The sequence below is a fragment of the Klebsiella spallanzanii genome (assembly GCF_902158555.1).
Taxonomy (GTDB): Bacteria; Pseudomonadota; Gammaproteobacteria; order Enterobacterales; family Enterobacteriaceae; genus Klebsiella; species Klebsiella spallanzanii.
In genome coordinates, this window is the sequence record NZ_CABGGS010000016.1 from 1 (window position 1) to 25,707 (window position 25,707).

The window sequence follows — 25,707 nt, forward strand, 5'->3', positions numbered from 1 at the left end:
ACATCCTCCGGTGCAGTAGGCTTTTGGTTGTTCCACACTCGCAGGTGGCATGGATCATTCTTCCAATGGCATGTGGTAATACATACTCAGTGACCCGCCTAAACTCTCACATTAAAATGTTTCCCGTTGATTGTCTCCCGGAAATGTCGCCCCTGGGCTGTCCGGTAATTCTGCCCATCAGTCAGACACTGTATCTCACATGCTTAATGCGAGATATTTGACTAGCAGCTATGAGCGAAAAAACGAAATGAACACTTCGTATCACCAGACTACGTCGTACTAGTCAGACTCACTTTAACAGCAATCGTATTCCCAAAAAGGCCATAAAGCCTCCGCTGAGTTTATCTATAAAATGACGATATTTAATGTACGCCTGACGTGGCCCGTCAGTTGATAATAAGCATGCAACGACTGCATACCAGAGCAAATCAATAACGAATGCCATTGCGGGCAGGATGATGTACATAACAGGCTGAATATTTTTGCTCAGCGCTGCGGAAAAAATACTGGCAAATACCAGCGCAGTATGGGGGTTGCTGATTTGCGTAAAAACGCCAGTCATAAAAGCTTTCGAGACGCTTACTTCCTTTGTACCGGCAGAATCATTAAAACGATTTGAAGGACGACGAAACATTTTCAACGCCAGCCATAAAAGATAGCAACCGCCTGCAACTTTAAGTCCTGTGTAAAGTGATGGGATCAGAGTCAGCAAGGTGTGGAGACCTGCTAGCGCTATGGCAGCAAAAACAGATGCACCAAAACCCATACCTGCAGCAACAGATAAAGCCGTCCGTCTCGAACTGGACATTGCCATTCGGGCAACGAGAAGAAAGCTAGCTCCCGGGCTCATTGCACCAAACAGGATAGCTACGCCAATAGCAGAAACCGCGATCAAATCACCTGTCATTCATGTTTCCATCTTTAATCAGTGCCAGACAGCCCCTCATTGCGCGAACCGCATACCCAATGAACTGCTACTGGGTGACAATATAACACTGTGCAAGCAAAGTCCGCTATTGGCACAGACTGTGTGAAAACCCTACCTAAAAACCGAAGTGCGTGAGGTTATGCAAAATCTGGAGTCGATCGACTGGTCAACCTGCGTCAAATTTTACGTAGGAGCGCATTTTTCGACTCTGTTCTACACCCTTTCTACGATCACTAACATTTTCACACAGCCTGAGCGAACAGCGGAAGTACACAGTTAGCCTCACAATCAAGGCATAGCTGGTACTGCTTATTTAAATCACGTTGGGCTGTGTTAAGCAAGAATGACAGGGATATTTATAGATCCAGTGACGTGCTATCCGTTGATTAACCCTGCCGTGGCAGTGTAAGCATCCCTGCAAAACAAACCATTCACCTTATGAGATCCCGGCAAATACTGCATCAGTCGGTATTTTTCCGGTGTCAGATAACAGGTAAATCGCTCGCATTCCCTAAAAGAGAGCTTATATTGACAAACTTGTTATTCTTCAGTTGAGAACACAGTCAGTATTGGCGTAGATTATTCTTAAGTCGCGTTTTGGCGTGACCTGCGCCCTTCAACTTATCACACTACGCTTTTAGCAACGTCTGCCACTGGCATGGAACAGGCAGAAATCAAGGTCACAAGTTCCGCTGCAAGCGAAGAGTGGACATTGCTAACAGCATTTTGTGTGAATCAAAGGGGAGCAGTTCACCGATATCAATTGGCAATATAAGGACATTTGAAACCTAATGATATTTTTTGAACTTGAACCTTTTGATATTTCAAATCTCAATGATGCTGATCTAAGAGAGTTGGTCGCTAGGTTGTGTGAAGCGGAATTGATTCGTCAAGAACTACAGACATCTTGTGTTCTATGGGGGGGAGCCCAGGAAGCTGCTGACGGTGGTCTCGATGTTCGAGTTGTCGATGCTATCCCTTTACTAAAGCCGGGCTTTATAAGTCGTGAAAATACTGGCTTTCAAGTGAAGAAAAACAGTATGAGTAAGGCGGCTTGCAAAAATGAAATGCTTGATAAAGGGAAGCTAAAAACTGTTATAGCGGATCTCTTAGAAAAAAAAGGGGCTTATATAATTGTTAGTGGCAAAGATGATTGTTCTGACAAAATGCTATCAGAACGCCTTCTAGGAATGAAATCTGCGCTCGAAGGTTTACCAGATAGCGAAGAGCTTCTCCTTGACTTTTATGGTAGGGATCGGCTTAGCGCATGGTTGAGACAATTTCCCGAGGTTGCCTTGTGGGTCCGCTATAGACTAGGCAAGCCATTATCCGGATGGCGACCGTTTGGGAGATGGGCTTCCACTCCAGTCGATAAAGATGATGAGTTTTTGCTTGACGAACACCCTTGTGTCATCGATATGAACTCAAATCACAAAGAGCCTTCAACGATTTCGGATGGAATCAGGCTTGTGCGTGAAAGATTAAAAAGATCTGGCTCGGCTGTAAGAATAACTGGTCTATCAGGAGTTGGAAAAACACGCTTTGCTCAGGCTCTTTTTGAAAGTGATGTATGCGATAACTCGCTACCGAAAACAAATGTAATATATGCGGATCTTGGTGATGAATTAACTCCAACAGCATCAGAGCTTGTCTCATACTTGGTAGCTAATGATTTTTCAAGCTATTTGGTATTGGATAACTGCCCACCAGATGTTCATAGAAAATTGCAAAAACAGGTTTCGTCAAATCAAGCAAAGTTGAGTCTTCTCACTATCGAATATGATATTTCGGATGACCGCCCAGAAGAAACAGAAGTAATACACATCGAACCATCAAGTGAACAGACCGTATCTAAACTTATCCAAAAGAGGTTTCAGTCTCTAGGGCGTGTTAATTCCGATAAAGTTGCAGAGTTTTCCGGAGGGAATGCACGTGTTGCGATTGCATTGGCGAGTCGAGTGGGTCCAGATGAAACCTTGACAAATTTTTCTGATGAGGACTTGTTCCAGAGGCTCTTCAATCAAAGAAAAGGTACAACCGAAAGCTTGCTTGAAAGCGCAGAGATCCTATCCTTGGTTTATTCGTTCAATATTTCCCCGAAAGAGTACAATGATGAATTGAGCGCTCTTTCTAGAATTGGCGGATTTGAACGTGACAGGTTGAATCGCAATCATGCAGAGCTATTGCGAAGGCAGCTATCGCAAAAGCGGGGAAACTGGCGAGCAGTGCTTCCGCATGCAATAGCTAACCGTCTCGCACGACGGGCCCTTCAGAATATCGATCCTGATAAAATTAATGCTGAGTTATTAAAGGCTGATAATTTTCGTTTATTCAAGTCATGTGCCCATCGACTAGGATATCTGCATGACTTTGAACCTGCTAGATATCTCGCCCATACGTGGATGAACATTGATGGGCCATTTCATAACATTGCACGGTGCGATGCTGAGCAGCTTACGGCACTAACTCACATCGCACCTGTGTTTCCAGAAGTAGTGTTAACCGCTATAGAGAATGCTTCGGAAGCTCGAGATTTCTGCTCACGAGATAATCAAAATTTTTCTACGCTCGTTAGATTGCTTAGAAAAATAGCATATGATGATCAGTACTTCGACCGTTCTGCTGGGCTAATTCTTCGCTTTGCGGAAACTGAACAATCTGGGGAGAACAATAATAGTATCGCTCGTCAATTGGCGAGCCTTTTTTCATTATACCTTTCTGGAACCCAGGCTACACCAGCGCGAAGACATTGTTTTGTGAATAGGATGTTAAATTCCGGCAGCTTGAGACAGCTTGAAATTGCGCAGGATATTCTTCGGTCTGCATTTCAGGTTTCTCACTGGAGCTCATTTGGAGGATTTGATTTTGGCGCTCGTAGCAGAGACTTTGGGTGGGAACCGACAACGAATGAAGATATATTAAACTGGTACGTAGGCTATATTGAGCTGTTAGTGCCGTTTTTAGATTCGGGTAATGCTCCACTATGCAATTGGGCAAAGGCGATACTAGCTAACCACTTTGTAGCTTTATGGAGCTATGCAGGCTGCTTTGAAATTCTCGAAAACATAGTGCTGAAATATGGTGCTGGCGGTAAATGGCCCGATATATGGATGGCCATTAAGCGGACAATCCATTACAACGGGAAGAAACACGTACCCGAATTATTAAAAAGGATTGAAGCACTCGAGCATTTAACCGCACCGGCTGATCGCTATTTCGAAATCGAGGCATATGCCCTGACTAACACTTGGGATCACGTAGAAGTATTAGATGGGGATTACACAGAAAATTCTGAAAAAATTCATCAGAAGATAGAAGAACTAGGTGAGCTTGCGTCATCCGAACCTGACTACCTTGAAAGATTGGCACCAAGGTTATGGGAAAAACGTATTGATGCGCTTTGGTCATTCGGCAAAGGATTGGCCAAAGGATCATCAAACCAAGGTTTAACCTTTGAGATGCTTGTCCGTCTAATGCAAAAGCAAGAGTTAGAAGTAGTACAACCTATCCTCTTTTGCGGTTTTATTGTTGGCGTTCATGCCGGTGATCCTGGCTTGTCTCGGAAGCTCCAAGAGTCTGTATTAGATGTGCCGGAGCTTAAACAGTATTTTGTTGATATTTTGTCTGCAACGCCGATAGCCCCTTGGGGAGCAAAAAAGCTTATTGAGCTGGCGAAGACAGGTGAACTGGAAGCATGGAGGTTTCAACAGATAAGTTACGGTCGAGTTCATGAATCCATTTCTGATGATAATTTATCAGAATTACTTGCCGCACTTAATGATTTGGCCGATGGGATATTTTCAACTATTGAAATTTTGAGCATGAGATTCTTTACTGAAAAGGGTAGCAACAGTCCTAGCGATAACCTACGATCTGTTGGAAGGCAGGCCATTTTGAAACTGTTATCAATGCACAGGGATGAGGTTAGTAGGCGACAACTCCATGGAATGGACCGTGTTGTTGCAGAGTGTTTATCAGAGCCAGCAGCGGAGAATGAAGTTCGCGATATTATTAACTTGCTTTGCAATGGCGTAGAGACGTATCGCTTATATAGCTTTGAATTAGAGACTATCATATCCTATCTAGTGAAAACTTATCCAGAATTTGTATTAGATAGAGTGTTAATAGATAGTGAGAATAGTGAACAACTTATTTATTTGCTTTTCCAGGATAGGATCAATCGTAGTAGCTCGCCATTAAACTTAGCGCCGATAGAGCGCTTGCTGAAATGGTGTGATGGATATCAAGATAGGATTTATAAAGTGGCAGGTGCTGTTTCGGCATACACATCCTTAGACAAGGAATCACAGCCACTAGACAATCCAAAGAAAGTAATTCTCAGTCATCACATTACATCACTTTTGGATGCCGCAGAGAACAAAGCTGCGATAGTTGAAACTATTTACTCAAGGTCTTTTCCTGGTGGGTGGTCAGGATCACTTGCCGATATTCTTGAAGTTCGTTTGGAGGCATTCGAAGTCCTATTAAATCATGTCTCTCCTGAGGTGCGAGAGATGGCTAAGACCAAGCTTTCTCTTCTAAAGAGGTCTATTAGAGAGAGTAGAGCGAGTGAGGCCGAAGAGTACAACCGGCGGGAGCAAAGATTTGAGTGACCATTTTGCTTTTGATCGGGGTTCGTATACTAAAGCGCTGCTGTCGGGCAATTTTTCCGCTTTGCTCCAAAATTGCCGCATAGCGCGGCGTCCACCGTCCGCTTCTGGCACAAAGCGGACTAAGTAGCTGAGGTGAGGGTCCGCTGTGAGCGAGGAGCGGACATCTAAGAATTGGTGAAAAGTACAACATCTTCAGGTAATAAATAAATTTCGCCGAAATAATGTAATTACCGACCCGAAGGCCGGTAATTGTTAACACTGATAACCTTTTACCACGCGTAAGCTTCAGGTGCTTCCCCGCCTGGTCCCGGCCAGATGGTATCCAGCCTTTTGAGCGTATCGTCTGAAAGAGACAGCGTCAGGGCATTGAGATTCTGACGGAGCTGTTCCACTGTTCGCGGGCCGCTGAGCACGGCGCTAACCACCGGGTTATGCAGCAGCCAGGCCAGCGCGACGTCTGATGGTGTTTCCCCCAGCTCATCACACAATGTTTCCCAGGCCTCCAGTTGTGGCCGCAGGCGGTTGATTTGCGTCTGCAGTTGTGGCGAAGCCCGGCGCCCTCCGGCGATTTTCTTCAGCATACCGCCCAACATCCCGCTCCCAATTGGGCTCCAGGGGATCAGCCCAACGCCGTAATGTCGCAGCGCCGGGATGACTTCCAGCTCAACCGTGCGCTGGGTGAGGTTGTACAGACTCTGTTCCGATGCCAGCCCCAGCAGGTTACGCGCGTCAGCCTTGCACTGTGCAGTGGCAATATCCCAGCCGGCAAAGTTACTGCTGCCAATGTAGCTGATTTTACCCTCACGGATCAGCTGTTCCATAGCCTGCCAGATCTCCTCCCAGGGGGTGTTCCGGTCGATATGGTGCATCTGATAGAGATCAATATGGTCCGTTTTCAGCCTTTTCAGGCTGGCCTCACATGCCCGGCGGATATGGTAGGCGGAGAGGTACTTGTCGTTCGGACCCGTGTCCATCGGCTGGTAAACTTTCGTGGCCAGCACTATCCGGTCGCGCTGGCCGCTGCGCTCCAGCCAGTTACCAATGATTTCTTCGGATGTCCCGTAACCCTTTGCCATATCCGGTGACTGCGGCCCGCCATAGACGTCAGCGGTATCGAAAAAGTTAATACCCGCATCCACGGCTTCATCCATGATCCTGAAGCTGGCCGACTCATCCGTCAGCTCACCGAAATTCATGGTACCGAGACCGATGCGGCTCACCCGCAGGCCGGTACGACCAAGATGTTTGTAGTTCATGTCAGATGCTCCTTAACTGAACGTGTTATTGCAGATTCTTACGGAAAAAGTCTGTCAGCTTGTCAAAAGGGATTACGTCGGTACGGTCATACAGATCGACATGCCCTGCGCCCGGTACGACATACAGTTCTTTAGGCTGACCGGCGCGTTTGAAAGCGTCCTCACTGAACTCTTTTGAGTGAGCCTGATCGCCGGTAATAAACAGCATCGGGCGCGGCGAGATGGTTTCAATATCGTTGAACGGATAGAAGTTCATAAACTTGCCAATACTGCTCAGCATCGGTTTCGTCGTCAGTTCTTCTTTCTGACCCTGTGGGGTGTAGCCGCCGCGTTCGGTGCGGTAGAAATCAAAGAACTCGCGCTGAATATCAGGCGTTGAAGCGTCCAGTGTATTCACGGTACCGGGAATGTAGGCCGTCTCGCCTCCCTGAAACTCTGCTAAACGCTGCTCTGTGGCTGACCGGATAAAGGCCTTTCGTTGTTCCGGCGTCTGGGAATGGTTGAGGCCGTTGCGAAATGCAGCCCCCATGTCATACATGCTGACGGTGGCGATGGCTTTCATACGCGGGTCAATCTTGGCAGCACTGATAACAAAACTTCCGCTGCCGCAGATACCTAATACACCGATGCTATCCGGATCGACAAACGGCTGTGTGCTTAGATAATCAACCGCCGCGCTGAAATCATCTGTGTAGATTTCCGGTGAAATCAGGTGCCCCGGTTTGCCCTCGCTTTCTCCCCAGAAAGAGAGATCGATAGCCAGCGTGACAAACCCCTGCTCCGCCAGCTTCTGCGCATAGAGATTCGAACTCTGTTCCTTAACGGCTCCCATCGGGTGACCAACGACGATCGCCGGGTGTCGGGTATTCTGGTTCATCTTTTTCGGGATAAACAGGTTGCCGACCACGGCCATCTGATACTGGTTTTTAAAGGTGACTTTTTGCTGCGTCACCTTATCGCTTTTATAAAAATTATCGGCCCCACGGGACATATCCGCCGCAGAGGAAGCAAATGCACTGATCAACAGCCCCAGCGCTAACGTAAATTTTTTCATGATGGTCTCCTTATCATTAAGCCAGGGTGGCGTTATCAATGACAAACCGGTAATGCACATCGCCCCTGAGCATGCGCTCATAGGCATCGTTAATCTGGTCGGCGCGGATAAGCTCAATGTCGGCGACAATGCCGTGTTGGGCGCAGAAATCGAGCATCTCCTGCGTTTCAGGAATGCCGCCAATCATCGACCCGGCAATCGATCTGCGCTTCATGATGAGGCTGAACACTTCTGGCGAGCCATGCGGCGTGGCCGGCGCACCCACCAGGGTCATCGTGCCATCGCGTTTCAGCAGCGCAGTGAACACGTCGAGGTTATGCGGCGCAGCAACGGTGTTGAGGATAAAATCGAAGCTCTTTGCATGGGCTTCCATTTCGCTGGCATGACGGGAGACCACCACCTCATCTGCACCAAGCGCTCTGGCGGCGTCACGTTTGGACTCAGACGTGGTAAAGGCCACGACATGCGCGCCCATGGCGTGCGCAAGCTTGATCCCCATATGCCCCAGTCCACCGATACCGACCACGCCGACCTTTTTGCCGGGGCCCGCCTGCCAGTGACGCAGCGGTGAGTACGTTGTGATCCCTGCGCACAGCAGCGGAGCCACGGCGGCTAGTTGCGCTTCTGGGTGAGTGACGCGCAGGACATAGCGCTCATGCACCACAATCTGCTGCGAATATCCGCCCAGCGTGTGGCCCGGCGCATCCGGCGTCGGGAAATTGTATGTCCCTGTCATATGGTCGCAGTAGTTCTCCAGTCCGTCGTCACAGTCACTGCAGTGCCGGCAGCTGTCGACAATGCAGCCGACCCCCACCAGGTCCCCTGCACAAAAACCGGAGACGTGATCGCCAACGGCCACGACACGACCGACAATTTCATGTCCCGGTACGCAGGGATAGAGCGTTCCAGCCCATTCAGCGCGTACTTGGTGGATATCCGAATGGCAGACTCCGCAGTACGCGATATTAATCTGCACATCATGGGCACCGGGGGCGCGACGGGTGATATCCATCGGCTCCAGCGGCAGTGTGCCCGCATGGGCACCGTAAGCTTTAACTGTCATGGCATTACTCCTGGGTTTATGAATGGTCTGCGGCAGAAGTGTCTGCCCGCGAGGTCAGGAAGATCAGTACGGTTGCGATAATCAGCATCGCGGCGCTGGCCAGGAAGGTGCTCTGGTAGCCGTGATGGTCGAAAAGCAGGCCGCCCACCGTCGAACCGAGAGCAATGGACAGCTGCACCATCGCCACCATCAGTCCGCCGCCCGCTTCGGCATTCTGAGGGAAGGTACGCGGAACCCATGCCCACCATCCCACCGGTGCGGCTGTGGAAATCAGCCCCCACAGCCCAAGCAGCGCCGTCACGATGGCTACCTGACTGCCGAAGGCAATCAGTGCCAGCGCGGTGATGGCCATCAGTACCGGGATGGCCATCAGGGTCGGGTAGAACCCGCGTTTTAACACCCGGCCAATCAGCGTAGTGCCGATGAAACCCGCGACACCAATAACCAGCAGGACCATGGTCACTGTTGCGTCATCCACCCGCGTCACCGTCTCAAGGAAAGGCCTGATGTAGGTAAAGAGCGTGAATTGCCCCATAAAGAAGATCCCCACACCCAGCATGCCCAGCGTGACCACCCGGCGACGAAACAGCATGAAAACGTTGCGGGAAGCCGCCGCCTGACGGGTGACCGACATGGAAGGCAGACTGAGTAATTGCCAGACAAACGCGATGATGGCGACCGGCACCAGGCAGAAGAAGGCGCCCCGCCAGCCAACAACCGATCCGAGCCAGCTGCCCAGAGGGGCAGCCACGACGGTAGCCAGAGCATTGCCGCTGTTGAAAATAGCCAGCGCCAGCGGAACACGATGCACCGGGACCAGACGCATTGCCGTCGCGGCCGACATCGACCAGAACCCGCCGACCACAATGCCAATCAGGGCCCTGCCCGCCATATAGGTCAGGTAATTGGGTGCCATCGCAATAACAGCACCGGAAATTGCCATAATGCAGGTCAGGCCGAGCAGCAGCGTTTTCCGGTTAAGCGTGCCTGCCAGCACGGAAATAAACAGGCTGGTTACCACTGCAAATGCCCCGGAAATAGCGATGCCCTGTCCGGCCATGCCTTCGGTGACACGAAGGGTCTTCGCCATCGGTGTCAGCAGGCTGACCGGCATGAATTCGGAGGCGATCAGGGCGAAGACGCACAGCGTCATGGCAAAGACACCACTCCAGTGCGCAGGCTGTTTCCCGCTTCCGGTGTTTTTTTTTCTGTTTTCGTCTGTCTTATTACTCATTCAGGGATTTCTTTTCAGTAGATAACATGAAGTCTGTGCCCCGGAGCCTTCAGCGCTGCAGGAAGAGCTGAAACGGCATACGGGGACGGGATAAGAGGGATAATCGCGGTACGGAAGGTGCTGCGGGTCAGTTGGCGACCCTGATCTGCACCGCAAGAGGTCCGTGGCGCTGCAGGACCGGCAGTCCGGAATCCACTTTCCCTAACGGGATCAGTGAACGGGCGTAAGCCCTGCCCCGGGCAAAAATCGCCAGGTTGCCCCAGGGCGCGTAGTAAGTGATATCTCCGGCTTCCGGCGTCATGCCGTCCGGTGCCTGCACCGTGGAAAGCCTGCGCGGCAGGTCGCTTATACGCTCAATATCGTCATAGTCTTCCAGCGTCAGGCTGAGGGGAAGCAAAGACGCAAAGTCCCGGCCTGTCGGCGTATCAAAGAGGGTGGCGGTGGCGGTTTCTCCCTCCACAATGATCTCAATTTTCATAAGCGTCTCCTGCGCCACTCCCCGGTCGTTGTCACCCGCCATAGCGGACTGCGTGACGAAAAGCAGGCCGGCAAGGAGCAGCAGTGATGTTCTGCGGTAAGCGTTTTGCATAAGGGTTAGCGTTGACTTTTTCATCGCATTATTGTTACCAATATGCAGCGGGTTAACTAGCTAATGAATACTTAATACCCTTATAAGTAAAATTTATAAATGGACCGGAAACGAGCATGGCCAGACGCAATCTTAACGACTTACTCTCTTTCGTCACCGTGGCGCGTGAGGGCAGCTTTACGCGCGCTGCCGCCCAGCTCGGCGTGACCCAGCCCGCACTGAGCCAGGCGATTTCCGGGCTGGAAGAACGGATGCAAATCCGCCTGCTGACAAGGACCACGCGCAGTGTGTCAGTGACGGCTGCCGGGGAGCGCCTGCTGCAGTCTGTGGGACATCGTATTGATGAGATTGAAGCCGAGCTGGACATGCTGACGGCACTGCGTGATAAACCTGCCGGGACCGTCCGTATTACATGTGGACCTAATGTTCTGAAGACCACACTGCTGCCAAAACTGACACCACTGTTACGCGAATATCCTGATATTCATATTGAGTTTGATGCCAACCACGGCTTCCGGGATATCGTTGCGGATCGTTTTGATGCCGGCGTGCGGCTCGGAGACACTATCGACAAAGATATGATAGCCGTACCCATTGGCCCGAAACTGCGCATGGCGGCTGTAGCTTCCCCTGAGTATTTCGCCCGGTGCACCGCCCCTCAGACGCCACGCGATCTGATGCAACACTGCTGTATTAATGAGCGCATGGTTCAATCGGGGAAAATTTACGCCTGGGAGTTTGAGCAGGAAAACGGTAAATTTCACGTTCGGGTTGAAGGGCAACTGACGTTTAACACATCGGAACACGTCGTTGACGCAGCTCTTGCCGGACTGGGCATTGCCTTTTTACCTGAAGAGGAGTTCGGCACACATCTGCAGGAAGGAAAACTGATCCGCGTGCTTAAAGAATGGTGCCGTCCTTTTCCCGGCTACTATCTTTATTATCCCAGCCGTAAACAACCCTCTCCGGCCTTTTCACTCGTTGTGGATGCGTTGCGTATTAACCGGAAAATGTAACGCTGAATTTTTAGGTCAATACTTCAGAATGAATATGAAGGTCCGCTCCAGGCATGGAGCGGACGTGCCTGAGGACTGTGAAGTCTGCTTTGAGCGAACTGCGGACCTTTACACTCACGAACACCGCTTATGTATGCATTACGAACATTACGCTGTAGTAATCATCGGTAGCAGTTCAACTTAGCCCTGTACACTTGCTCTGTACTAAGATGCTATATCTAATAGATGATTTAAGAAATCATCTCAAGATCAAGATGGATTTATCAACATGACTAGAACAGAAAGACTTCTCGAATTACTACAGATATTGAGGGCACAAAGATATCCGATCACTGCATCCACCCTCTCAGAAAGATTGGGAATAAGTGTGCGCTCCCTTTACAGAGATATAAGAACGCTGCAGCATCAAGGAGTATGCATTGAAGGTGGTGCTGGAATTGGTTACATCGTTAAGTCTGACTTTCATTTGCCACCCTTAAACCTTTCTCATGAAGAAATCAATGCCATTACACTTGGGTTAAATTGGGTATCTCATAATACAGATTATAGTTTCAAAATTACCGCAAAGAATGCACTTGCGAAAATACACGCCGTTATTCCCGGTGAATTAAAAAATCTTATTGAGAATCAATCCTATCTGATCGGTCCTTCAGAAAACAATGAGATTTTTTTTGAAGACATTCGCAATGCTATTAAAAATAGGAAGAGAATCAAAATAAAGTATTGTGATAAGAAGGATTCTTACTCTTCTCGAGTCATATGGCCCATCGGATTGGTATACATGGAGTCATGCTGGCTTTTGGTTGCATGGTGTGAGATGAGAAATGATTTTCGTCATTTTAGAACGGACAAAATTCAAGATATTGTGCAACTGGATTCCACATATAGTGAAAGTAGGGCTGTTTTATTGAAAAAATGGAGACTAAAAGAAGGGATCTGCGAGGAGAAAGAGTACTGACAAAAACTGTCACAGCTAATTTGTATACTAACCCAGATGAAAGACTCAATTCTACTTCATAGGGGGGATTATGAATTTCAAGAATAAAGTTGCTGTCATAACAGGAAGTACTGCAGGTATAGGTGAGGCAGTCGCAGAGCAATTACACAAACATGGATCTAAGGTCGTTATTGTATCCCGTTCGTCAGAACAGGCTAAACAAAAAGCGGAACAATTATCTTCACAGGGACAACAAGCCATGGGGATCGGATGTGATGTGTCACAGCCCGAGCAAGTACGGAAAATGATAGATGAGATTATCGAACATTTCGGCAGACTTGATTATGCTGTAAATAATGCAGGTTTAACAGGTGAACATGGTAAAAATATATCAGAGCAGACAATTGAAAACTGGGATAAGGTTATTGCCACCTCATTGAGCGGAGTTTTTTACTGCCTGAAATATGAAATACCCCAAATGATGAAGTTTGGTGGCTCTATAGTTAATTTATCTGCAGTAAATGGTCTGGTTGGCATTCCTGGATTAGCACCTTACACCGTGGCTAAACATGGTATAATCGGTTTAACCCAAACCGCAGCGTTAGAGTTTGCATGTCAAGGCATTCGAATCAATGCAATCGCTCCGGGCTATGTCCAAACCCCACGAATGAGTGAGTTCCCTGAAAAGATTGTAAGTAGTTTCGCAAATAGCCACCCTATGAAAAGGATGGCAAAAATGCAAGAAATAGCAGACTTCATATTGTTCTTGCTGTCAGACAATTCAGCCTTCTGTACGGGAGGAGTTTATCCAATCGATGGCGGTTATTTAGCTGAGTAAAATCCCCCTAACGTCTTTTTAATTTTAAGAAATTCCTTGCCAAAGTGGTATGCTCAATGAGGGCGTTAGAATATATAGTTAACGCTTCCATTATAGGGCCAGTGAAAACAATATTTCCGCTGTGGATTAATATGTGTAGAGATGATCGGTTCTCCATTGGTTTATACATCATCTATTAACAATGTCCGCTTCTGGCACAGGGCTGCTGTTGCAGCCCTCATAAATTAAACTTCAATAGACTCAGATATCTCTAGGGCATCATCCACTTCAATACCGAGATAACGGACGGTACTTTCGAGTTTCTTGTGACCTAAAAGTAGCTGGATCACTCGAAGATTCTTCGTTTTTTTATAGATCAGATATGGCTTGGTTCTTCGCATAGAATGCGTGCTGTACAGAGTCTCGTCGAGACCCAGCTTATCAATCCATCCATGAAAAATACGGTTATATTGCCTTGTTGAGATATGTTGTGAAGAACCGACGCGGGACTGGAACAGATAGTCGCTACTACGTAGATGAGCCATTTTGATCCACGCTGCTACAGCCTCTCTTGTTCCTTTAGTCAGTTCAAACTGAACGGGGCTTCCCGTTTTTTGCTGCAGCACCGTCGCTCTGTCCGAAACAGAGTGCCCATAGGCCACATCAGAAACTTTTAGCTTAACCAGATCACAGCCCCGAAGTTTACTGTCTAGAGCCATGTTAAATAGAGCTAAATCGCGTACTTTTCCTTCCAGCTCAAGTCTGATACGGATTCCCCAGATATGAGAGATCTGAAGAGGCCGTTTCTGGCCAATAATACGGCCCTTGTTCCAGGGGGATGTTGTCATGCTCAATCTCCTTTGGGTTAGGAGATGTGATTATGGTTGTCCCATATGAGCGAGGAACGGGAGTTAAAATATACTGCTCCTTTGCACGCTAACGCTATGTTGATGCTGATATATTTTTTGAACCGTGGCGAGTCATTCGGTTATTCTTTACCTTGTGTGAAAGACTTTTTTAACATTTAAAAGTCAAATAAGCTAAACTGCCGCCAACGCAATCATTGAATGGTAATTATTTGTACAGGCGCTCTCGTTTTCGTTTTATTGCAACATGGATGGCATTGCTCTCTGTAGCCATGCTGTTCATTGCGCCTGTCATTTCTAAAACTTTAGCTCACCGAACCGCCTGCCAGCAGTCAGTATCTGCGACAAAGACGCATCATGACGTGCCGATGGCTATGCCAGAAATGCATCACAGCATGGTTAAGCCAGGTCACTGTCAGCCACATCATGAAATGCCTCACCAGATGATGACCGGACAGGCAATGTCTCCGATGGAGGAAATTGCCTGTGGCTACTGCCAGCTACTGATCCACATGCCATTTGTTCAGTTGATGCTGACAGTCCTGCTTGTGCTGATGCTGCTATGCATTCACAAGACGTCGTCTTTACGGGTTACTTTCTCACCGATTTTTCGCGTCTGGGCGCCTCAACGCGCGCGCGCGCCGCCTGCTGTTTTTCTTTCTTTAGTGTAATAAACCTCCAAAATTTGCGTAGTCGACGGCTTGTCTCAGGACAGGCAATGTTCGTTACGCCAGAAAAACAGTAAGGCAAATAATGAAAACTCAACGATTTATGCGCACGCCACTCGCTTCTCTGGTCATGCTGGCGCTTTATGTCAATGCGGCAGCCGCCGAAGAGCAACACGATCACACGATGATGGATGATGATTCCGTTATGATCGTTACGGCTCCGGTATCTTCTCCACTTGAAATTGTCACCTCTCCTAAAAGACCTCGTCAGCCTGTGCCAGCCAGCGACGGTTCCGATTACCTGAAAACAATCCCCGGTTTTTCGCAGATCCGCGCCGGTGGTACCAATGGCGACCCGGTATTTCGCGGCATGTTCGGCTCGCGACTGCGCATCCTGACCAATAACGGCGAGATGTTAGGTGCCTGTCCGGCACGTATGGATGCACCCAGTTCTTATATCTCGCCAGAGAGCTTTGATGTGCTGACGCTGATTAAAGGTCCGCAAACCGTACTTTGGGGACCCGGTAATTCTGCCGGAACAATACATTTTGATCGCGAACAACCCCATTTTGAAAAAACGGGAATACAGGGAAATGCCAGCCTGCTGGCCGCATCCAATAATCGATGGGACGAAAATGCGGATATCAGTCTGGGAAGTGAAGAGGGCTATTTGCGTCTGATGGGCAACAAGTCACGTTCAAGTGATTATAAGGATGGTAATGGCGATCGCGTGCCGTCGAAGTGGGATAAATGGAATGGCGATATGGCGCTTGGCTGGACGCCTGATAAAGACACCTTGATTGAACTGACAGCAGGTAAAGGCGACGGTGAATCCCGCTATGCCGGACGCAGCATGGATGGCTCCCAGTTTAAACGCGAAAGCCTGGGTGCCCGCTTTGAAAAATCGAATATCGGAGACGTCTTCCAGAAATTCGAAGCGAATGTCTATTACAACTACGCTGACCATATCATGGACAACTACTCATTACGTTCACCAGGCAGCGGTATGTCGGATATGACCAGCGGCATGTCAGGTGATATGTCGGGCGCTGGCATGAGTGACGCAATGGATTCCGGTTCTTCGATGGATATGGACATGCCTATGGCAATGGAGGTCGACAGACGCACGGTAGGCGGCAGAATGATGGGCACCTGGGCCTGGGATGATATTGAGCTGCGCAGTGGTGCAGACACCCAACTGAATACGCATCGCAATAAAATGGACAACGTCTGGGTCAAAGATGCCCGTTTTCACGATTACGGTATCTTTAGTGAGCTGACCTGGACTGCCACCGATGCCAGTAAAGTCGTCAGCGGTGTGCGCCTGGATCGTGTGCTGGTGGATAACTTCAGTGGCACCGGATCTTCTGAACGAACGGACACTCTGCCAGCCGGGTTCGTTCGCTTCGAGCATAACCTGTCTGAAATACCCCTCATGCTTTATGCGGGGATCGGCTATACGGAGCGTTTTCCTGACTACTGGGAACTGTTTTCCCCGACCTATGGCCCTGATGGCTCAACTGACGCATTTGATAAAGTTAAAACCGAGAAAACGACCCAGATTGATATCGGAGCCCAATATGCCGGTAAACAATTCAATAGCTGGGTTTCCGCTTATATCGGCCGTGTGAACGATTTTATCCTTTTCCGCTATGACCCGAATGATGCCTATGTCAGCCAGGCTGATAACGTCAACGCGACCATTATGGGCGGTGAAGCAGGCATCAGCTATAAATTAACCGATAACTGGAAAACCGATGCGAGCCTGGCATATTCCTGGGGCAGAAATACTGATGATGGCCGGCCGCTACCACAAACCCCGCCTCTGGAAGCCCGTCTGGGTCTTTCATGGGAAAGTGGTGACTGGAGCAGTACCGGGCTGGTGCGCCTGGTCAGCAGTCAGCATCGCGTGGCCGTCAATGAAGGGAATGTGGTAGGCAAAGACTTTGACAGTAGCGCCGGTTTCGCAGTGGTTTCTGCTAACGCTGCATACCGTGTCAATAAATACTTCAAAGTCAGCGCCGGTGTGGATAACCTCTTGGATAAAGACTACAGCGAACATCTTAATCTTGCCGGCAACAGCAGCTTTGGTTATTCCGCAAATACCGCCGTTAACGAACCCGGAAGAACATTCTGGGGCAAAATTAATGTGACATTCTGATCGGACCCGGCCCGGCCAGGCCGGGAACTTGACACAGAAGAAACGAGGAAATCATCATGTTAAAAATTCTCAAAACCCCGGAAGGTAAAAAATTTCTTATAGCCGTGGTTTGTGTGTTTATCATCGCAGTAAGCGTTGTTTCAAAAGCTGCATTTCAGGGAGTTGAAGATCAGTATAATCTTCCGATGGAGAGCTGGGACATCTCTCTGTTCATTATCCAGGGGGCATGGGTCGCCATTTACAGTCTTATGTTTACGATCGTAGGCTCATTACCCTTTGGGTTTTATTTCCTGGGCCCTAAAGATGAGAAGGGTTAACAGGCCACTGCTTTCGTAACGTCTTAGTCAAAGCCTTCCACATTTGTGCATGTGCCGGTGCTGTTCGCACTGGCACTGCCACATCGAGAGATGTGCTGATTCGCTTTCAGCCTGTACCGATAGAATCATGACCTGCGCTTCCATTCATTGACAACATCTCCCAACGTTTTGGGTTCGCCATTACGTATCCATTCCATAAATTCCCGGTCAAACCGAAACACATCGCCACACTCCTTCATCATAAAGCGACGAACGTTCTGCGTGTTTTTGTAATGAAGGTCAACAACAGTGTTGCGGGTTAACAACGCGCCGTGCCAGTCAAATTTCATATCAGCTAATCCTGTCGTGCTTTAAAAAATTTAGAAGCGGCAATAATTCTTAACTTAGCACACCGACAAACTGAAACGTCTGCTTTTGGCACAGAGGGGACTAATCAACTAGTCTTCAGGTCCGATATGAACAACGGACTTTCAAAGTGGATGACTGTAAACTCATTCAGGAAAAAGCTTAAGATAATAGTTTTGTTCATTTCACGGAAAACGTTCATGCGCGAAGATTTTAACGATTATCTTGCGTTCCTTGCTGTCGCGCAGGAACGGAGTTTTACCAGAGCTGCTGTCCGGCTGAATATGTCTCAGTCCACTTTGTCTCACATTATCAGACGTCTTGAAGAAAGGCTCGGGATGCGGCTACTGATGCGTACAACACGCAAAGTGGCGCCCACCGAGATCGGTGAAAAACTAATGGCCGCGCTTGAACCGCGCCTCAACGCCATAGAAACAGATATCTCTGACCTGCTTCGTTTTCGCGACACGCCGGCGGGAACGGTAAGGCTCACGGTTTCAGATCATATGCTTCATGAATATATCTGGCCGGCTCTGGCCCCGGTCCTTAAACATTACCCTGATATTCAGGTCGAATTGTCTCAGCAAAACGGCTTTATCGATATTGTTGAGGGGCGCTTTGATGCTGGAGTTCGGTTAGGCGATGATGTGGTCAAGGATATGATAGCTGTCAGGATTGGAGCTGACTGGCGGCCTGCCGTAATTGGATCTGCGGACTACCTTGCCAGAGCCGGTAAACCTTCACACCCTTCAGAACTGGCTGGTCATAACTGCATCAATATCAGGCATTCCGGGGCCGGGCAGCTGTACGCATGGGAGTTTGAGAAAGGGGATGAGAAACTGAATATGAAAGTTCAGGGGCAGCTGATATACAGCAGTGTTTATCCGATGCTCACGTCCGTTGAGGCTGGGTATGGACTGGCATATGTTCCGGATAATCTGGCTGAGCCCGGGATAAAGCAGGGGAAGTGGGAGAGAGTTCTTGAGGACTGGAGCCCTGTATTCAAGGGCTATCATCTTTATTATCCCAGCCGGCGACAGATGTTGCCGGCACTGAAAGTTATTATTGATGCCTTACGCATCTCTTCGGTGGGTTAGGCTGCCTGTCAGGCATTTATTTTTCTGCCAGTGAGCGACGTCCTGGCAGGACGGCAATAATGGCAGAGGCTACCAGCAGAGCGGTGGCGAGCATAAAAGTGCTAACCCAGCCCTGATGATCAAATAATTCGCCGCCAGTGAATGCGCCCATTGTAATGGCGAACTGAATCAGGGCGACCATCAGTGCACCGCCAGCCTCCAGCTCATCCGGAATAATCCGCGTCATCCAGGTATTCCATACGACAGGAATGGGAGTCACAAGAATGCCCCATACCAGCAGCAATGCGCCAGTGGCGGCGGGTATATGGCCCAGCGCCGTCAGCAGACCTGCGACGATCGCCAGGCCCGCCGGTAAACCGGTGAGGGCAGGCAGCAGATTATCCCTGACAAAAAATCCTGAAATAAGCGTGCCCGTCAGTCCTGCCACACCCACGCCCAGCAGGAAAAGGGAAATCATGTTTATACCCAGCCCGGTCACGCCTTCAAGGAATGGCCGCAGATAGGTGGAAAGTGAAAACTGTCCCATGAAGGCAAGCGTTACAGCAATCATGCCCAGCACGAATGTCCGGCTGCGCAGCAGTGATGCTATCTGCCGTATGCTGGTATCACGCTGTGGCGGCAGTTTCGGTATGACGACCATCTGCCATATCAGGCAGATCACGCCCGCAGGTACCACGGTAAAGAATGCACCCCGCCAGCCGATAAGGTTGCCCAGAAAGCTTCCCAGCGGAGGCGCCACCACGAACGCCAGAGCGGTCCCGCCCTGCAGAATGGCGATAGCTTTAGGGACACTTAAGGGATGAACAATCCGTACCAGAATGGCCGTAGAAAGCGACCAGAATCCCCCGATTGATATACCAATCAGTGCACGCCCAAACATAAACATGCCGTAGCCGTGAGCAGACGTGACGATGCCCCCTGACATCACCATCACAAGGGTATAGAAAATTACTGCTGTACGCCGGTCAAACCGGGCAAGCAACGTGTTTCCAAACAGGCTCGTTATAACCGCAAAAAGGCCTGAGAAGGCAATGGCCTGACCCGCCTGGCCTTCCGTGACCGACAGATCATTTGCAATCGGGGTAAGCAGGCTGACCGGCATAAATTCTGATGAAACGAGGACGAAGCACAGCAGAGCCATGCTGATTACTGCACTCCAGGCAGACGTCACTTCGGGCGCACTGAAGCCGCCCGCATTAAGCGGTTTATTCATAGATATTTTCTAAAGATGATGGTAAACAGTTACCACAGGCTTACAGCCTGCAGTCAGATAAAAAAGCAGGATGACGGCGGAGCAGCTGTGTAAATCTGTCCCGCCAGAATAAAGATTAAAAACGTATCAGCGCAGCGATCAGAGTGAAGGTGGCTCTACCTGCCCTTGGGCTATCAGTGCCTGAACGGATTCATGAATTGCTTCCAGGCTGCTGTAACGGGGCTGGTAACCCAGCCTGACGCGGGCTTTCTCAATAGAATGTGAGGAGCTTCGCACTACGTGCCCTCTGGAGTTCTCAGCAAATTCAGGTTCAAGCCCGGCAAGCCACTCGTCAAAAGGCTGGAACTTCAGGGAAGGCTCTCTGCCAAACCAGCGGAAAACGGCTTCTGCGTAACCCCTTAGCGTGATGGCCTGGCCGGATACCGCGTTGAAAATTTCACCTACTGAAGCAGAACGGTTTTCAATGGCTTTAATGATTAGCTGAGCGACATCCACGGCATGAACATGATGTACCGTTTCACTTCCGAGATTAGGCAGTGCCAGCGTTTCACCACGGGCAATACGCGAATACACTTCAGAATTAGAATTCCCCTGAGGCGTGGTCGGTACCCATCCTTCACCGACGATATGTCCCGGACGGAAACATGTAGTCGGGAAGCCGGACAGCCGCGCTTCACGCATCAGCCAGGCTTCACTTTCCGCTTTACCCTGTCCGTAAGCATCAATCGGGCTGACGGGATCTGTCTCCAGAGAGGGGACTGATACATAACGACCGTATACCCATATTGAACTGCAGAAAAGATAATGCTCAATCTTGCCGCGAAGCGCTTCAACAATCTGCTGCGTACTGTCGAGATCAAATGCAATCATGTCGATGACAATATCGGCCTGAAGCTCAGCAATGCGTTGACCAAAGGTTCCTTTCTTTTCTTCTTCCAGCCGGTCAATGACAACGTTTTCGATGACAGACCATGCGTAATGAGAGCGATAGGGCTTTGCTGCGCCCCGGCTGACGTTTACCACCTGGTGACCCAGTTCAACCAGCATTGGCACGAGATAAGATCCCACGTGGCCACTGCCACCAATGACAACGATACGAGACATAGCTTTCTCCTTGATGTATTTCCGCAACCGCTACTACAACCATCCTCTGCCGGGAATGGCTCAGTCAGAAAGGCATAGCCTGAATGCTTGTATTAACAAGAAAGGTATTGTAGTGCGCACTGCTATGTTTGACTTTAACCCAATTCAGAATGCTTTTATGGCGAAATAGCAATAATCATTAGAAATTGATTTGCAGAAGCATAAATACCAGAGCTGTTATTTAGCTTTACTGAAAGCGATCAATGTCCGCTTTTGGCTGTGAGCTCAATGGGTCGATGCAACGCTATCCTTAATCAAGGGGGACGTTGTCATGAAACGAAGAACTCGGATTAACTACACGTCAGAGGTGCCCAGGAACGTTATCCTCGAAAAGGCCAGAATTGGCATGACACAGGGAGAAACGTTCGGTTCTGAGGAGGAAGGGTTTGAACGAGTTAATTTCGGGTGTCCCAAAGAAACACTGAATGAAGGTCCTGAACGAATGAAGATGGTTTTCCTTGACCCTTAATTCCGGGGGGATGTTCGGGTATCTGATGAATTGTTATAGTTCATAGTCTCTAATAGCAAAACATACTCTGAGCGTTTGCATCAGTTCAGCCCGGAATACATTTTGATAACAAAACTCCCGTTTCTCTTGTTCACTTTCCCCGTACTCGCCCTGGCAAGTCAATATGGCGATGAAGCTTTTATTGAAGGTGGTCGATTTTATGCTGGCAGCGTGTTCGGGCAGCATGATTATGCCGCGCACACTAATGTTGTACTGGCTGATTTTACGATCATGCGGTCGGAAGTAAGCTATCGCCTGTACGCTGATGTTCGAAGTTGGGCCGTCAGTCACGGCTATTCATTTGGTGAAGGATGTAATGGTGCGACCTTTGAGGAGTGCCTCCCTCCCGATGAAGACAACGGAATGCATCCTGTCACTCATGTTGAATGGTCTGATGCTGCCATTTTTGCCAATGCATTCAGCGAAATGAGCGGCCTCAGGCCGGTATATCAGAATAAGGACGGCCAGCCTGCTCGTAACAGCGCCCGTTACGAGTTCAGGCCTGACCGTCAGGCTGACGGCTATCGCTTACCCACAATTGAAGAGTGGCAGATTGCTGCCCGGGGAGGGAAAACAGGCCTGAAAAATGGCTCTTACGGATACAGGTATTCCGGAAGTGAGGAGGCAAAAGACGTGGCCTGGTTCCCGGGCATTGAGTCCTCCAGTCTGGGGAGCATACCGACAGAACGCCTGCATCCTAATGCTGCCGGGCTATATGACATGAGCGGGAACGTTTCCGAATGGGTATATGCTTTTGACGTACTCTCCGGCATTAATATGTATTATTTCTGCGGGGGGAGCTTCCTGTTACCCACTACCAGTCTGGCAAGCTGTGATACACACAGCGCGGGTTACGCCTTGCCGGATACAGGGTTCCGACTGGTAAGGACACATTTCAGATGAGAAGATTTGTTATTCTGCTTGCGACGATTCTGGTCAGCCATCCGGCTGTATGCGGGAACGAAACCCGGATTAACCTGAAAGAGGGGGTTAACAGCATAGATTTAAATAATGACGGAATCACTGACAACGTCTTTATGGCGATTTATGACAATAATACGTCGCATCCCAGCCAGACGCTTACCGTATTTGTCAACCAGGGAAAGAACTGGTTCATTCTGCCGGTTCCCGATGATGATGGTTTCACGTGGGCCGACTTCAGGCTATCGGCCTCCGCGCTGAAGATAAGCGGTTTCGAATTACACAGATATAAAAGCCATGTTTATCTCGTCAGAGCGTTAAAATACGCAGGGGAAACCGGCAGTGAAGATATTTCTGACGTTTCCAGGGTGAAGTTTTTACGTTACCGTCTGGCCGAAAACCGCACCGACCCTGGGACGTCCGTATACGACTGGAATGCGGCCGGGAGTTTTGTAACTGAAAAAAAATACAATGATGTGGATGAGGCTTTTCAGTCACTGAGTATGGAGGCGTTTCGTTGAAATGGATGACTGGAATTTTGATATTTTTACTGGTACCACGCTGTATCGCCAGCAGTGAACTTCAGTATCGTCAGCTGATTGAGAGCTCTCTCAACAAGCAACCTTTGTGTCTGGGAGAAAAACGCTGGCCCGTATCTATACAGACCGGTAGTGACCAGTGGATAAATGCCAGAATGGAGGCACTTGTTGATGCCGGGCTGATAACCTCTCGTGAAAAGAGCGGGAGAAAAACATGGACGCTGACACAGTACGGTGAGGCATCTTTCAGCAAAGAACATGATTTTTGCTATGGCGTGATGCGGGTACGAACTTTACAGGGTATTCAGACAGACAGAACGGGGGTAACCCACGTAACGTTTACCTATTTTATTCAGGGCATCCCTGCCTGGGCTAAAAATGCTTCGGTTCGTGTGGCCAATACCGATCTTGATAATCTTGTTACGGGAATCGATTCCGTACGTTATCAGGCCAGATTTACTCATGAGCCTCGGGGAGCAATGCGTCTTCTCACAGAGCCTGAGCAAATGGATTTATACTATTGAGCGTATATGCTCAAACTATAGGGCAGGATCGTCTACCGTGGTGGGGTCAGTCCATATACGTCCGCATCTTGTATCAATCGACGGGGGCGGTATCAAAAGAAATACTGTCTTCCATTACTGACAGGTCTCTTTAACTATTAATCATCATCATTAATTTTGCGTGCATAAAAATGTTCCTTACCTCTAGACGACATACAGCTATATGCTGTGCCTGTTCAGTCTGGATATGTGTGAATAACGTATAAGTTCGCAATGGACGAGGAGCTGGGCTGGTCAGTAGGCTCCAGAGGAGTTCAGTGAGTTTATTATTATCCGATAACAAAAGGGGCAGGGCTTAGCCCCACAATACTGACGTTTACATTGTTCACAGATCCAGCGAGACCTTTTATTCACTGTAGTAACTCTCGGTGGTTGAGTCCTTTGGTTAGTGCCGGAAGTACGATGAGCAGACATTGTTAATGCCCTCTGGATGCTTCAATACGTTGTTTTAACCACGTTTTAACCTCACTTTCAGTCCAGCGAGAGCTGCGGCCCAATTTAATCGGCTTCGGGAATTCACCGTCTTTAATGAGCTTATAAAACCATTTGTCTGTCAGCCCGGTATAAGATGTGATGAAGGCCATGTCGACCAGTTTATCGAGAGTAAAATCGATGTCAGCGGTAGTATTTTGATTGTTCATGACGAGTACCTCTGTCTTTAGTAGATGAAAGACAGGAGCACTTCAGTACTGCCTGTTTATCTGGCTGATTACGTATTGATGTGTGCTCCGTCATAACAATCACCTTCCCGGTAAAAAAATACCGGTTTTACCTTCACTTCACACTGCAGCCGAAGTTACGCTCTCCGTCTCCACGCTGCTTGGTATACTCTTTCGCCATATAGCTGATGTGGTATATAAAGTCCTGATAACCAGCCGTGTGTATTCCATCCTTCCGGTTAAGATCATAAGACACACCGGGTAAATGTATCCCTGCATTATCATCAGGTCCTTTATCACGTAGCGCTCTGTTCCATGCGCTGATAACCATTCTTACCAGATACCCGTACTTCTTAGTCAGCCGGTTATAGATAAGGAACGCTTTATGAAATACTTCACGATTGACCAACAGAAGCACGTGATAGTGCTTCCCTCCATTTATCTCCCCGAATTCTCTCACCCATGCGTAATTCAGGCGGCAAGGATAAGTACGCTTCCCTAGTTTCCTTCTCCTGTTTTGATAGGCGTTAATCTGGGCCTTGAGGGACGCTATGAAGCGTTTAATGACCGCATTGCTGTATTGCTCTTGTTTATCTTTTGGAAGGTGTAAATCGACTCTGAAAGCCAGTACACGGGCATGTTCTTCTAATGCACTTTCCGTCACCCTTTTGAGCCTTTCAAGATACCGGTTATTAAGCTCACCATGGTTCTCGTTAACTCTGTATACGTCATCTTTTCTGTCAGTCATTTCTTAGCTCCCTGGTTGTTGGTTAATACCATCCTGGTCACAGTTATCTTTTACCTGAAACTACAGATACCCGTCACTATATCTACTGACAGAGGTCTTACCCTGCTTGTGGTTGGCCTTTCATTCATGGGTAAAGATGCTTATCGAGTTGATGCCATTCCTGATACAGGAGATATCGATGATCCCCTGCTTATACCTCATATGGGGAGAGTCCTGTATGAAGATCAGTTGTGAGGAAGACAGTGAGATATGAGAAAGGGCTATAAACATAATATTAATACCGGCAGTAGAAAGTTACTCATATGTCGTTTGATATCTCACTGGATCTGTAAGCACCCCTGCTTCAGTTCCATGCACTTTTTGAGAGTTCCGGTTTTTCAGCCATCAGCCGGTACTCTTCCGGTGTCAGGTTATTCAGGGATTCATGAGGCCGCTCGTTGTTATATTCCATC

Annotated in this window: 23 protein-coding genes and 1 pseudogene; 11 read left to right on the plus strand and 13 right to left on the minus strand. The window is 48.7% G+C overall.

All coding sequences use genetic code 11. The annotated features are described in order from the left end of the window. Positions 1-289: 289 nt before the first annotated feature. Positions 290-907: a LysE family translocator gene (locus FN082_RS14850; protein WP_142981836.1), complete on the minus strand. Its 618-nt coding sequence runs from the start codon at positions 905-907 to the stop codon at positions 290-292. Between the two features lie 812 nt (positions 908-1,719). Here FN082_RS14850 and FN082_RS14855 point away from each other — a divergent pair. Next, positions 1,720-5,541 (plus strand): hypothetical protein, encoded by a 3,822-nt coding sequence (locus FN082_RS14855; protein WP_142981837.1) that lies wholly within the window; start codon positions 1,720-1,722, stop codon positions 5,539-5,541. 269 nt (positions 5,542-5,810) lie between these two features. On the opposite strand, the gene FN082_RS14860 is transcribed toward FN082_RS14855, so the two are convergent. The 5 genes from FN082_RS14860 to FN082_RS14880 all read right to left on the minus strand — a co-directional run bounded on the left by FN082_RS14860 (position 5,811) and on the right by FN082_RS14880 (position 10,626). After that, positions 5,811-6,797, minus strand: coding sequence for an aldo/keto reductase (locus tag FN082_RS14860; RefSeq protein WP_142981838.1), 987 nt, complete (start codon positions 6,795-6,797; stop codon positions 5,811-5,813). A gap of 25 nt (positions 6,798-6,822) precedes the next feature. Next, positions 6,823-7,851, minus strand: a complete 1,029-nt coding sequence (locus tag FN082_RS14865; RefSeq protein ID WP_142981839.1) for an alpha/beta hydrolase — start codon at positions 7,849-7,851, stop codon at positions 6,823-6,825. A 16-nt stretch (positions 7,852-7,867) separates the two neighbouring features. Next, entirely contained in the window at positions 7,868-8,914 is a 1,047-nt protein-coding gene (locus FN082_RS14870) for an NAD(P)-dependent alcohol dehydrogenase (RefSeq protein ID WP_045325187.1), read from the minus strand. 16 nt (positions 8,915-8,930) lie between these two features. Beyond that, entirely contained in the window at positions 8,931-10,148 is a 1,218-nt protein-coding gene (locus tag FN082_RS14875) for an MFS transporter (RefSeq protein WP_142981840.1), read from the minus strand. A 127-nt stretch (positions 10,149-10,275) separates the two neighbouring features. Further along, on the minus strand, positions 10,276-10,626 hold the full coding sequence (locus FN082_RS14880; protein ID WP_040171876.1) for a cyclophilin-like fold protein: 351 nt from the start codon (positions 10,624-10,626) through the stop codon (positions 10,276-10,278). Positions 10,627-10,853: 227 nt separating this feature from the next. On the opposite strand from FN082_RS14880, the gene FN082_RS14885 reads away from it, so the two are divergent. The 3 genes from FN082_RS14885 (at position 10,854) to FN082_RS14895 (ending at position 13,528) form a co-directional block, all read left to right on the plus strand. After that, positions 10,854-11,753, plus strand: a complete 900-nt coding sequence (locus FN082_RS14885; protein WP_142981841.1) for a LysR family transcriptional regulator — start codon at positions 10,854-10,856, stop codon at positions 11,751-11,753. Between the two features lie 268 nt (positions 11,754-12,021). Continuing rightward, positions 12,022-12,711: a helix-turn-helix transcriptional regulator gene (locus tag FN082_RS14890; protein ID WP_142981842.1), complete on the plus strand. Its 690-nt coding sequence runs from the start codon at positions 12,022-12,024 to the stop codon at positions 12,709-12,711. A gap of 70 nt (positions 12,712-12,781) precedes the next feature. After that, complete coding sequence (locus FN082_RS14895) at positions 12,782-13,528, plus strand: SDR family NAD(P)-dependent oxidoreductase (protein ID WP_142981843.1); 747 nt, start codon at positions 12,782-12,784, stop codon at positions 13,526-13,528. 224 nt (positions 13,529-13,752) lie between these two features. Here the strand turns inward: FN082_RS14895 and FN082_RS14900 are convergent, their stop codons facing one another. Further along, on the minus strand, positions 13,753-14,355 hold the full coding sequence (locus FN082_RS14900) for a site-specific integrase (protein WP_142981844.1): 603 nt from the start codon (positions 14,353-14,355) through the stop codon (positions 13,753-13,755). Positions 14,356-14,624: 269 nt separating this feature from the next. On the opposite strand from FN082_RS14900, the gene FN082_RS14905 reads away from it, so the two are divergent. The 3 genes from FN082_RS14905 (at position 14,625) to FN082_RS14915 (ending at position 17,519) form a co-directional block, all read left to right on the plus strand. Then, the gene (locus FN082_RS14905; protein ID WP_142981845.1) at positions 14,625-15,044 is read left to right on the plus strand and encodes a DUF2946 domain-containing protein; all 420 of its coding nucleotides are present in this window, start codon (positions 14,625-14,627) and stop codon (positions 15,042-15,044) included. Between the two features lie 82 nt (positions 15,045-15,126). After that, positions 15,127-17,202, plus strand: a complete 2,076-nt coding sequence (locus FN082_RS14910) for a TonB-dependent receptor domain-containing protein (protein ID WP_142981846.1) — start codon at positions 15,127-15,129, stop codon at positions 17,200-17,202. Between the two features lie 56 nt (positions 17,203-17,258). After that, positions 17,259-17,519 (plus strand): DUF2534 family protein, encoded by a 261-nt coding sequence (locus tag FN082_RS14915; RefSeq protein WP_142981847.1) that lies wholly within the window; start codon positions 17,259-17,261, stop codon positions 17,517-17,519. A gap of 125 nt (positions 17,520-17,644) precedes the next feature. Here the strand turns inward: FN082_RS14915 and FN082_RS14920 are convergent, their stop codons facing one another. Beyond that, positions 17,645-17,848 (minus strand): DUF6434 domain-containing protein, encoded by a 204-nt coding sequence (locus tag FN082_RS14920; protein ID WP_142981848.1) that lies wholly within the window; start codon positions 17,846-17,848, stop codon positions 17,645-17,647. 216 nt (positions 17,849-18,064) lie between these two features. Here FN082_RS14920 and FN082_RS14925 point away from each other — a divergent pair, with 216 nt between their 5' ends. Continuing rightward, positions 18,065-18,961, plus strand: coding sequence for a LysR family transcriptional regulator (locus tag FN082_RS14925; protein WP_142981849.1), 897 nt, complete (start codon positions 18,065-18,067; stop codon positions 18,959-18,961). 16 nt (positions 18,962-18,977) lie between these two features. On the opposite strand, the gene FN082_RS14930 is transcribed toward FN082_RS14925, so the two are convergent. Further along, on the minus strand, positions 18,978-20,174 hold the full coding sequence (locus FN082_RS14930) for an MFS transporter (RefSeq protein WP_142981850.1): 1,197 nt from the start codon (positions 20,172-20,174) through the stop codon (positions 18,978-18,980). A gap of 138 nt (positions 20,175-20,312) precedes the next feature. After that, the gene (locus FN082_RS14935; RefSeq protein WP_142981851.1) at positions 20,313-21,278 is read right to left on the minus strand and encodes an NAD-dependent epimerase/dehydratase family protein; all 966 of its coding nucleotides are present in this window, start codon (positions 21,276-21,278) and stop codon (positions 20,313-20,315) included. A 610-nt stretch (positions 21,279-21,888) separates the two neighbouring features. On the opposite strand from FN082_RS14935, the gene FN082_RS14940 reads away from it, so the two are divergent. From FN082_RS14940 to FN082_RS14950, 3 genes are read left to right on the plus strand one after another with little or no spacing between them, the layout of a single operon-like run. Next, positions 21,889-22,728 carry an SUMF1/EgtB/PvdO family nonheme iron enzyme gene (locus tag FN082_RS14940; RefSeq protein WP_235892129.1) on the plus strand — a complete coding sequence of 280 codons (840 nt, stop codon included), beginning with the start codon at positions 21,889-21,891 and terminating at the stop codon, positions 22,726-22,728. Continuing rightward, positions 22,725-23,267, plus strand: a complete 543-nt coding sequence (locus tag FN082_RS14945) for a carbapenem self-resistance protein CarG family protein (RefSeq protein WP_142981852.1) — start codon at positions 22,725-22,727, stop codon at positions 23,265-23,267. The genes FN082_RS14940 and FN082_RS14945 overlap by 4 nt, the downstream gene beginning before the upstream one ends. A gap of 5 nt (positions 23,268-23,272) precedes the next feature. After that, positions 23,273-23,809 carry a CpmK protein gene (locus tag FN082_RS14950; protein ID WP_142981856.1) on the plus strand — a complete coding sequence of 179 codons (537 nt, stop codon included), beginning with the start codon at positions 23,273-23,275 and terminating at the stop codon, positions 23,807-23,809. Positions 23,810-24,264: 455 nt separating this feature from the next. Here FN082_RS14950 and FN082_RS14955 read toward each other — a convergent pair whose 3' ends face one another. The 3 genes and pseudogenes from FN082_RS14955 to FN082_RS14965 all read right to left on the minus strand — a co-directional run. Continuing rightward, the gene (locus FN082_RS14955) at positions 24,265-24,489 is read right to left on the minus strand and encodes a helix-turn-helix transcriptional regulator (protein WP_142981853.1); all 225 of its coding nucleotides are present in this window, start codon (positions 24,487-24,489) and stop codon (positions 24,265-24,267) included. Positions 24,490-24,622: 133 nt separating this feature from the next. Next, positions 24,623-25,255, minus strand: a complete 633-nt coding sequence (locus FN082_RS14960) for an inovirus Gp2 family protein (protein WP_142981854.1) — start codon at positions 25,253-25,255, stop codon at positions 24,623-24,625. A 343-nt stretch (positions 25,256-25,598) separates the two neighbouring features. Then, positions 25,599-25,707 (minus strand): annotated as a pseudogene (locus FN082_RS14965) (integrase); the annotation flags it as partial.

Coding starts and splice junctions, on each gene's coding strand:
- FN082_RS14850 (WP_142981836.1), bottom strand. CDS start 907: ATGACAGGTGATTTGATCGCGGTTTCTGCTATTGGCGTAGCTATCCTG.
- FN082_RS14855 (WP_142981837.1), top strand. CDS start 1,720: ATGATATTTTTTGAACTTGAACCTTTTGATATTTCAAATCTCAATGAT.
- FN082_RS14860 (WP_142981838.1), bottom strand. CDS start 6,797: ATGAACTACAAACATCTTGGTCGTACCGGCCTGCGGGTGAGCCGCATC.
- FN082_RS14865 (WP_142981839.1), bottom strand. CDS start 7,851: ATGAAAAAATTTACGTTAGCGCTGGGGCTGTTGATCAGTGCATTTGCT.
- FN082_RS14870 (WP_045325187.1), bottom strand. CDS start 8,914: ATGACAGTTAAAGCTTACGGTGCCCATGCGGGCACACTGCCGCTGGAG.
- FN082_RS14875 (WP_142981840.1), bottom strand. CDS start 10,148: ATGAGTAATAAGACAGACGAAAACAGAAAAAAAAACACCGGAAGCGGG.
- FN082_RS14880 (WP_040171876.1), bottom strand. CDS start 10,626: ATGAAAATTGAGATCATTGTGGAGGGAGAAACCGCCACCGCCACCCTC.
- FN082_RS14885 (WP_142981841.1), top strand. CDS start 10,854: ATGGCCAGACGCAATCTTAACGACTTACTCTCTTTCGTCACCGTGGCG.
- FN082_RS14890 (WP_142981842.1), top strand. CDS start 12,022: ATGACTAGAACAGAAAGACTTCTCGAATTACTACAGATATTGAGGGCA.
- FN082_RS14895 (WP_142981843.1), top strand. CDS start 12,782: ATGAATTTCAAGAATAAAGTTGCTGTCATAACAGGAAGTACTGCAGGT.
- FN082_RS14900 (WP_142981844.1), bottom strand. CDS start 14,355: ATGACAACATCCCCCTGGAACAAGGGCCGTATTATTGGCCAGAAACGG.
- FN082_RS14905 (WP_142981845.1), top strand. CDS start 14,625: ATGGCATTGCTCTCTGTAGCCATGCTGTTCATTGCGCCTGTCATTTCT.
- FN082_RS14910 (WP_142981846.1), top strand. CDS start 15,127: ATGAAAACTCAACGATTTATGCGCACGCCACTCGCTTCTCTGGTCATG.
- FN082_RS14915 (WP_142981847.1), top strand. CDS start 17,259: ATGTTAAAAATTCTCAAAACCCCGGAAGGTAAAAAATTTCTTATAGCC.
- FN082_RS14920 (WP_142981848.1), bottom strand. CDS start 17,848: ATGAAATTTGACTGGCACGGCGCGTTGTTAACCCGCAACACTGTTGTT.
- FN082_RS14925 (WP_142981849.1), top strand. CDS start 18,065: ATGCGCGAAGATTTTAACGATTATCTTGCGTTCCTTGCTGTCGCGCAG.
- FN082_RS14930 (WP_142981850.1), bottom strand. CDS start 20,174: ATGAATAAACCGCTTAATGCGGGCGGCTTCAGTGCGCCCGAAGTGACG.
- FN082_RS14935 (WP_142981851.1), bottom strand. CDS start 21,278: ATGTCTCGTATCGTTGTCATTGGTGGCAGTGGCCACGTGGGATCTTAT.
- FN082_RS14945 (WP_142981852.1), top strand. CDS start 22,725: ATGAGAAGATTTGTTATTCTGCTTGCGACGATTCTGGTCAGCCATCCG.
- FN082_RS14950 (WP_142981856.1), top strand. CDS start 23,273: ATGACTGGAATTTTGATATTTTTACTGGTACCACGCTGTATCGCCAGC.
- FN082_RS14955 (WP_142981853.1), bottom strand. CDS start 24,489: ATGAACAATCAAAATACTACCGCTGACATCGATTTTACTCTCGATAAA.
- FN082_RS14960 (WP_142981854.1), bottom strand. CDS start 25,255: ATGACTGACAGAAAAGATGACGTATACAGAGTTAACGAGAACCATGGT.